Here is a 7,815-nt window from a genome sequence, read left to right as displayed (position 1 = left end):
GGCCCCACCCCCGCCGCCGCTCCCGCGGACCCGGCCGCGCCGCTGGTCGAGACCGGCCCGATCTACCTCGACGAGACCCGCGCCCAGGCCCTCTTCACCATGTCCGCCCACCCCGAGTCCGGCGGTGGAGACGGGGCGGGTGGAGACGGGGCGGGCGCCGGGGGCGAACCGGTGCCGGGCGGGGAGCCCCGGGGTGCGGCGGCCGGGCCCGGCGCGGGGGAGCTGGAGGTCCGGCCCCGCCACGAGATGGAGCCGCTGCGCCCCGTCCGACCCACCGGTCCTGTCGGGCCCGTCGGCTCCGCTGCGGTGGCTCCGTGGGCGGTCGCCGGGAACGGGCTGCAGCCGGTCGCGGCCGAGTCCTGGGCCACCGCGGCCGCGCTGCACCTCGGCAGCGAGGGCGGCGGCCGCGCTGGTCGCGGCGGTCGCACGGGGCTGCCGGCCGGCGCCGTGGTCGCGCCCCGGAAGGGGCGGAGCGTGCGCGGGGCCGGGGACGCGCTGGAGATGGAGGCCGCGGTCCGGCCGCTGGAGCTGCCCGGGCCCGCCTCCCCGGAACCGGAGCCCGTCGCGGGCGGGGCGGCCGGGCCGCGCGCCGCGCGACCGCTCGACGGCACCCCCTGGCACGGGGGCGGGGGCGGCGCCGCCGCCGGGGACGGCTCGGTGGGGGTGGCGGCCTCGCCCGGGGCGCTGTTCGAACCGGTGCCGGCGCGGTCGCAGCAGCCGGCTCCGGCTCCGGCTCCGGCTCCGGCTCCGGCTTCCGCATCGGCATCGGTATCGGCAGCGGTGCCGGAGTCGCTGCCGCAGCCGAGGCCGGCCGACTCCGGCTCGGGCTGGCGGGCCGATCCGCGGGCGCAGCGCGGACTGATGGAGACCGGCGGGGCGCCGCGCTGGGTGTCCTGGGGCGTCGACCCGGAGGCCGTTCCGGTCGAGGCCGGTGCCGGTGCCGGTGCCAGTGCCGAGTCCGAGGTGGAGGTCGCGGCCCGGGTCGCGGATCCGGCTGAGGCTTCGGACCGGGCCGAGCCCGCTGGGGGCGGCGCACCGGAGGCCGAGCGGGCCGGGCGGGAGCCGCGGGCGGCGCACGTCACCAGCGAGCGGATCCGCCCGCCGCTCCGCGCCGAGCAGTCCCGTACCGAGCAGCCCCGTACCGGTTCGTCCGCCCGCCGTCCCGCTCCGGGTGCCGCTGGCGGGAAGCGGCGCCCGGCGGCCCCGGCGCAGGTGCCCGCGGGGGTGGCGGCGCGGACGTTGGCGTGGCTGGTGGACGGGGCGGTCACGGCGGTGGTCGGCGCGGCCGTCGCGGTGCCGCTGGTCGGGACGGTGCGGGCGCACGTCCAGGCGAAGATCGACAAGGCGGCGCTGGCCGCCAGCATGACGGGCCGTCACCACCAGGTGTGGCTGCTGGACGGGGCGGTGCTGGGCCGGGTGGGCGCACTCCTCGGGGTGCTGCTGGTGTTCGGTCTGCTGTACCAGGTCCTGCCGATCGCCCGGACCGGACAGACCTTCGGCAAGCGGATGGCCCGGGTCCGGGTGGTCGCCGCGAGCGGTACGGGCGCCCCCGGGTTCGGCCGGTCGCTGGCGCGCTGGCTGGTGCGCGGGCTGGGGACCGTCGTCCTGCTCGGCCCGGCCGCCGCGCTGCTGGACCGCCCGGCCCGGCGCGGCTGGCACGACCGGGCGGCCCGGACCAGGGTGGTGCGGGTCGAGCGCGGCTGATGCCCGGTCAACCGGCGGCCGCCACCGCCGGGGTGGCCCGGCCATTCAGAAAGCCGGTGAAACGGGCAGAAACGGATCAAATATCCCAACATCGTAGTATTCGTGGTGTTCTACTCGTGCCATGAGCACCAGCGACCCCTCCGGAACCGAGCCGGAGGAGGGCGGACGGCCTTCCTTCGACAAGCAGCCTCCGTCGTCGGGCAGCCCGTACGACACCCCGCCCGGCTACGGCGGCCAGTACGGCGCACCGACCGGCCCTGGCTCCCCGTACGACAGCCCGCCACCCGGCTACGGCCCCCCGCCCGGCGGCCCCGGCGGCCCCGGTGAACCCGGCGGTCCCGGTGACCCGTACGGCTCGCCCTACGGCGCGCCCGGGCACGGCCCCGGCCCCGTCCCCGGGATGCCGGCGCTCGGCGGCTGGGGCGCGCGCATCCTCGCCACGCTGGCCGACTACGTCATGGTGCAGGTGATCGCCATCGTGGTGCTGCTCCCGTTCCTGGACTTCGACGAGCAGAACGGCTGGGTCGGCTCCTTCTGGCTCAGCGGCGCGCTCTACCTGGTGTACGGCGGGCTGATGCTCAGCCGGGACGGCCAGACGCTCGGCAAGAAGCTGATGAAGGTCCGGGTCGCCATGCTCGCCGACGGCTCCTCCCCGACCCCCGCCGCCGCCTGGACCCGCGCCGCGGTCTTCATCGTCCCCGCGCTGGTCTGCTGCGGTGGCCTCTGGTGGGCCGTCGACGGCCTGTTCGGCGTCTTCGACAAGCCCTACCGGCAGTGCATCCACGACAAGGCGGCCAAGACGGTGGTGGTCTCGACCGTCTGACACCCGACCACACCACCTGGGCCCCGGGCCTGCGGCAGCCGTTGACCTGCCGCGGGCCCGGGAGTCTTCGCTCGTCCGGCGCGTTCGGTGCGCGCCCAGTGGGAACCGCCTAGCGGGAATGGTGCGCGTACGCCGGCTCCCGGGCGGCGGCCGGCGCGGGCTGCTCGGCCGGACCGGCGGGCACGGCGGCCGGCGCGACCGCCTGCGTCCGGCGGCGGCGGGCGGCACCGGGGGACAGCAGCACGGCGGACAACGTCCCGAGCGCGACGGCGAAGGCGACCAGCACCCCGATCCGCCACACCCCCGACTCCCCGGACACGGCCAGCAGCGCCACCGCGGCAACCACCGCGACCAGCGTGCCGACGCCCACCTGCACGGCACTGAAACGGCTTCCGGACACCAGCGCGGAAGCCCGGGACGCGGCGACGGCACGGGACGGAACGGCGGGGCGCGGCATGGCGGTCGACCCTTCGCGCGGAGCGGGGAACGGGGGAGGGGATGGGGGAGGGGATGGTGAACGGGGCGGAGCGGAGTGGTAAGTACAGCCTAACCGCCGGGAGTTGACCTACGCGGGGGCACGGGGGGCGCACGGACTCACATCCCGGCAGCGCGCGGCCCCGTCCACCACCCCGGCCCACTACCTCCACTACCACCCCCGCCACCGCCTCCGTCCGCCCGCTAACGTGCCTACGGGAGAACGCACGGAACGCCACGGACAACGCCCAGGGGCCCCTCCCCGTCCCGACCACCGGAGCCGCCATGACCGTCCCCGCCGACTGGCCCACCACCGCCGAGGCCGCCCGCGCCGAACAGGAACGCCTGCGCCCCCTGGTCGTCCCCGAGGGCCCCGAACCCCCGCGCCGCCCCGGCACGTTGATCGCCGGCGTCGACGTCGCCTACGACGACGAGCGCGACGTCGTCGCCGCCGCGGCCGTCCTGCTCGACTACGCCACCCTCGACGTCGTCGAACAGGCCACCGCCGTCGGCCGGGTCGCCTTCCCCTACCTCCCCGGCCTCCTCGCCTTCCGCGAACTCCCCGCCGTCCTCGACGCCCTCGCCCGCCTCACCCGCACCCCCGACCTCGTCGTCTGCGACGGCTACGGCCTCGCCCACCCCCGCCGCCTCGGCCTCGCCAGCCACCTCGGCGTCCACACCGGCCTCCCCACCCTCGGCATCGCCAAGAACCCCTTCACCTTCACCCACCAACCCCCCGGCGACCACCGCGGCGACTGGACCCCCCTCCTCGACGGCCCCGACCCCGTCGGCCGGGCCCTGCGCACCCGGGAGGGCGTCAAACCCGTCTTCCTCTCCGTCGGCCACCGCATCGGCCTCGACGAAGCCACCGCCGTCACCCTCGCCCTCACCCCCTCCTACCGCCTCCCCGAAACCACCCGCCGAGCGGACACCCTCTGCCGCCAAGCCCTCGCCGCCACCGTCCCCGCCCCCTGATCCCACCCACGCCCACCAGGGGGCGTGTTGACAGCCCGTTGTATGTGTTAGACATAGAGGTTGGAGCCAACTTACTTTCAGGCCCCAGACGGTCGAGCGGGCAGTCGCGCGGGGCGGCAGGTACGGGGGAGGTACGAGACACATGAGTACGAGCGGCAACGGCTTCGAGGTCGAGGTCGACAACCTGCGGGCGTTCGCGGCGCAAGTGCGCGGCTTGCTGAGCGAGTTCGAGGGTAGCGCTGCAGGTTCGACGGTGTACGGCTCAAGTGGGGTCAGTTCGGCGGCGTTCGGCAGCTTCGCGGAGGCACAGGATCTGTACAGGCGGTACGAGAACGTACGCACCGAGCTGAGCAAAACCTTGACAGACATCCAGAAGGCCATCGACATCGCGCAGCAGAACGCGGACCATACTGCGGCGAACTACGAGGAGCACGAGCAGGACACCCGTCAACGCATGACGTTGGCGCATGACGGGTGGGCTGCCACCTGGAACCAGACCGATCTGGACGCGAGCCAGAAGGCCGCAACCACATTGCCGAGTCGACCTGCGAGTACAGCGGGGCAGCAGTGGTGACAACGCATAAGACCGAGGAAGCGGACAGGGAACGGGGTGTTGCACGGTGAGGATGCTGGATCAAGGCGGTGGCAGCGGAGGCACCGATTTCTCCGCACACAGCCACGATGAAATGGTCTCCATGGTTAACTCCATGGATTCCGGTTCGATTATGGCTGCCGCTGATCCTTGGCGTCGCGCCCATGAGACGCTGACCCGTATTCAGGCGTCGCTGACAACCGCCACGGGTGATGCCACCAGCACTTGGCAAGGTGGAACCAGCGATGCTTTCCACTCGCACATGACCACGCTCGCCAAGAATGTCAGTGTCCTGGCCGCGTATGCAGATAATACGGCCACTGCGTTGCAATTGATGTCTGCGGCGGTCGATCAAGCCAAGGCTGATATGCCTGAGGTTCCTGGTTTCTGGGACAAGGTCGGCGACGGCGTCAGTGATGCCGCCAAAGGGTCGGTCGGGATCGACGACGCGGATACCCGGCAATCCATTTCTGAATCGCGGAAAGAGGAAGCGGTTGGGGTAATGCAACTGCTTGCCGCTAAATATACGGTGGCTGCCGGTCAGTTGAAATCCCCTGGCGGGATTATCGATGATCAGAAGAAGGAGTTGACCCCGCCGGACAATGGGGGATCGGCGGCTCTCATTGCAGCGATCGCTAGTGTTGGAGCAAGCATCCCGCAATCCAGTGGGCGGGTGAGCGGTTCCTCCGGGTCGCAGACTTCGCTCAAGAGTTCCTCCAGCCGGACGCCGCAGGCTCCGAAGGTCCAGCCGACTGTGGTCCGCCCGACCGATGCGGGGATCTCGGGTGGTACGGCCAACGCGCTTCCCCAGCCGAAGGGGCCCGGTACGGGTATCGACGGCATCCAGGGCGGTGTCCAGGGTGGTGTTCGTGGCGGTACTACGACGCTCGGTGGCCCCGGCGGCGTGCAGAGCCCGGTCGGCGGTGGCGGTGGCGGGCTGAGTGGCGGCGGCACCACTGGTGGCCTGATCGGTCATGGTGGGGGAACCCTGGCCGGTGGTACCGGACTTGGTGGTAGCCGTGCCGGCTTCAGCGGCAACAGCGTGTCGAAGTCCGGAACGTTCGGCGCCGGTGGCCTGGGCGGTAGTGGTGCGGGCGCGGGCGGTGCGGCCGGCGGCGCTGGTGCCGGTGGACGGGCCGGCGGCGTGGGCGCTGGAGGCCTCGGTGGTGGCGCCGGTGCGGGCGGTGCCAGTGGCGGTGGCCTGAAGGGGCGTTCCGGTGGCGGCCTGACCGGGAAGGCCGGCGGCGTCGTCGGCGAGACCGCGCAGGGCGGAGTCGGCGGGCGGGCGTTCTCCCAGGGCGGTTCGGGCATCGGCCGGAGCCGCTTCGGGCAGCAGGGTGCGGCTGGTGCCGCCGGTGGTCACGCCGGTGGCGCGGGGCAGGCCGGTGCTGCCGGGCAGGGCGCCGGGATGGCCGGTCACGGCCAGGGCAGCAAGCGCGCCAAGAAGGGCACCTCGGACCGTCCGGACTACCTGGTCGAGGACGAGGAGACCTGGGCTTCCGGCGAGAAGGCCAATCCGAACGTGGTGGAATGACGTTCGGTCAGTAGAACAGTCGGACATTACCTGGCCGCCCTGCAGATCCGAGGGTCTGCGGGGCGGCCGCTCAACGAGGGGTGACGAGGCTTGACGACCAGCCGATCCGTGCGCGGTCTGGCCGCGCTTGCTGCCGGAGCCCTGCTGTGGGGCGTGAGCGCCGGGCCTGCTGCAGCGGACCAAGACCGCCAGCAGCAGTGGGTACTGGACAAGTATGGTCTGGCCGATAAGGTCTGGCCCATCAGTCAGGGCGAGGGGGTAATCGTTGCCGTCATCGATACTGGCGTCAATGCCAATCACCCGGACCTTGCTGGGCAGGTTCTCCCGGGGATTGATTTCACCGGCGCTGGCGGGGATGGCCGGACTGATACCAATGGCCATGGTACGGGCATGGCCAGCAACATTGCCGGGCATGGGCACGGCGATAATGCTGGAGTAATGGGCCTTGCGCCTAAGGCGAAGATCCTTCCCATCAGGATTCAAAGCGATCAGTTTACGAATGTAAATGATCATTCGCACGATGCCGATGCCATTCGTTTCGCGGTCGATCATAACGCCAAGGTCATCAACATGTCCTACTCTGGCGCCGATCCTTACGCCAAGGGTTACAAGGAAGCAATTGAATATGCGATCCAGAAGGATGTGATCCTCGTAGCGGGCTCCGGAAACAGCCCTGGCTTTCCGGTAGGCTACCCGGCAGGATCTCCGGGCGTGGTTGCGGTATCCGGAGTCGGGGAGGATGGTGAGATTTGGTCCGATTCGACCACCGGGCCCCAGGTGACTCTGGCTGCTCCAGCCGACAACATCCACAGCGCTGGTCTCAACCAGGAATATCGGACGGCTTCGGGAACTTCCGATGCATCGGCTTTTGTTTCGGCAGTTGCCGCGCTGGTACGTTCGAAGTATCCGAATCTCTCTGCGGGTCAGGTCATCAACCGGATGACCAGTAGTGCTGTTCACCCGGAGGGCAAGGGTCCGTTCCCGAACGATAAGTACGGATACGGCATCGTGTCTCCGTCCAAGGCGCTGGCTCCCAACTCCGCGGTGGACAACGGGCCGAAGGGGAACCCGTTGCTGGACCGGACAGAGCCCAACGGTGGCGCGGCTGGGACTTCTGCTGCGCCGTCTTCGCAAGCTTCCAAGCCTGCGTCGGCCGGGGGTGATTCGGCTGCGCCGCAGGCGAGTGGTGACTCGGGGAGCAAGAGCAACAGCGGGATGCTGATCGCGATCGGTGGCGGTGTCGTCGCTGTGATCGTGATCGTGTTGATCGTCGTCATGGTGCGCCGCTCCAAGAACGGCAACGGTGGTGGTGGTTCCGGCGGTCCGGGTGGTTCCGGTGGGTCGGGGGCCGCTGGTGGGCCGGGTGGGCCGGGGTACGGGTATCAGCAGCAGGGTGGGCAGCAGGCGGCGGGGTACGGGTATCCGCAGGGGCAGCAGTCGGCGCCCGGGTATCCGCCGCAGCAGGGTGGGCAGCCGGGGTATCCGGTGCAGCCGCCGGCTGGGGGGAATCCTTACCAGAGTTGAGGGAAGTGCGGGGCGGCCCTTCGCGGGGTGGCCGGGCTCGGGGGAGGCCGGTGGTTTCGCGGGGGGCCGTTCTGCGTGGGAGGGAGGGGGAGGGGACACGCCCTCGAATGGGGGAGGGTGTTGGGGCTGTCTCTTATACACATCTGACGCTGCCGACGATACTCCTTGTGTAGATCTCGGTGGTCGCCG

The 7,815-nt window shown here is 71.4% G+C and carries 7 protein-coding genes; 6 read left to right on the top strand and 1 reads right to left on the bottom strand.

Annotation, left to right across the window (positions count from 1 at the left end):
* Together OO48_RS33360 and OO48_RS40905 are read left to right on the top strand one after the other, a co-directional pair.
* On the top strand, nt 1–1,704 hold a 1,704-nt coding region (locus tag OO48_RS33360; protein WP_033223249.1), incomplete at its 5' end, for an RDD family protein.
* Nucleotides 1,705–1,825: 121 nt separating this feature from the next.
* Nucleotides 1,826–2,527, top strand: a complete 702-nt coding sequence (locus tag OO48_RS40905) for an RDD family protein (RefSeq protein WP_033223248.1) — start codon at nt 1,826–1,828, stop codon at nt 2,525–2,527.
* Between the two features lie 109 nt (nt 2,528–2,636).
* Here the strand turns inward: OO48_RS40905 and OO48_RS33350 are convergent, their stop codons facing one another.
* On the bottom strand, nt 2,637–2,927 hold the full coding sequence (locus OO48_RS33350) for a hypothetical protein (RefSeq protein WP_167346498.1): 291 nt from the start codon (nt 2,925–2,927) through the stop codon (nt 2,637–2,639).
* 359 nt (nt 2,928–3,286) lie between these two features.
* Between OO48_RS33350 and OO48_RS33345 the strand changes: the two genes are divergently transcribed.
* The 4 genes from OO48_RS33345 (at nt 3,287) to mycP (ending at nt 7,626) form a co-directional block, all read left to right on the top strand.
* Complete coding sequence (locus tag OO48_RS33345; protein WP_033223243.1) at nt 3,287–3,976, top strand: endonuclease V; 690 nt, start codon at nt 3,287–3,289, stop codon at nt 3,974–3,976.
* A 142-nt stretch (nt 3,977–4,118) separates the two neighbouring features.
* Nucleotides 4,119–4,550, top strand: a complete 432-nt coding sequence (locus tag OO48_RS33340) for a hypothetical protein (protein WP_033223241.1) — start codon at nt 4,119–4,121, stop codon at nt 4,548–4,550.
* A gap of 52 nt (nt 4,551–4,602) precedes the next feature.
* A complete protein-coding gene (locus tag OO48_RS37055; protein ID WP_245194913.1) occupies nt 4,603–6,102 on the top strand; it encodes a WXG100 family type VII secretion target in 1,500 nt (499 codons plus the stop codon).
* Between the two features lie 90 nt (nt 6,103–6,192).
* Nucleotides 6,193–7,626 (top strand): type VII secretion-associated serine protease mycosin, encoded by a 1,434-nt coding sequence (gene mycP / locus OO48_RS37050; RefSeq protein ID WP_081952579.1) that lies wholly within the window; start codon nt 6,193–6,195, stop codon nt 7,624–7,626.
* Nucleotides 7,627–7,815 lie beyond the last annotated feature (189 nt).

Source organism: Kitasatospora phosalacinea, from assembly GCF_000716545.1.
Classification (GTDB): Bacteria; Actinomycetota; Actinomycetes; order Streptomycetales; family Streptomycetaceae; genus Kitasatospora; species Kitasatospora phosalacinea.
This window is presented reverse-complemented; position numbering and strand designations above follow the sequence as displayed.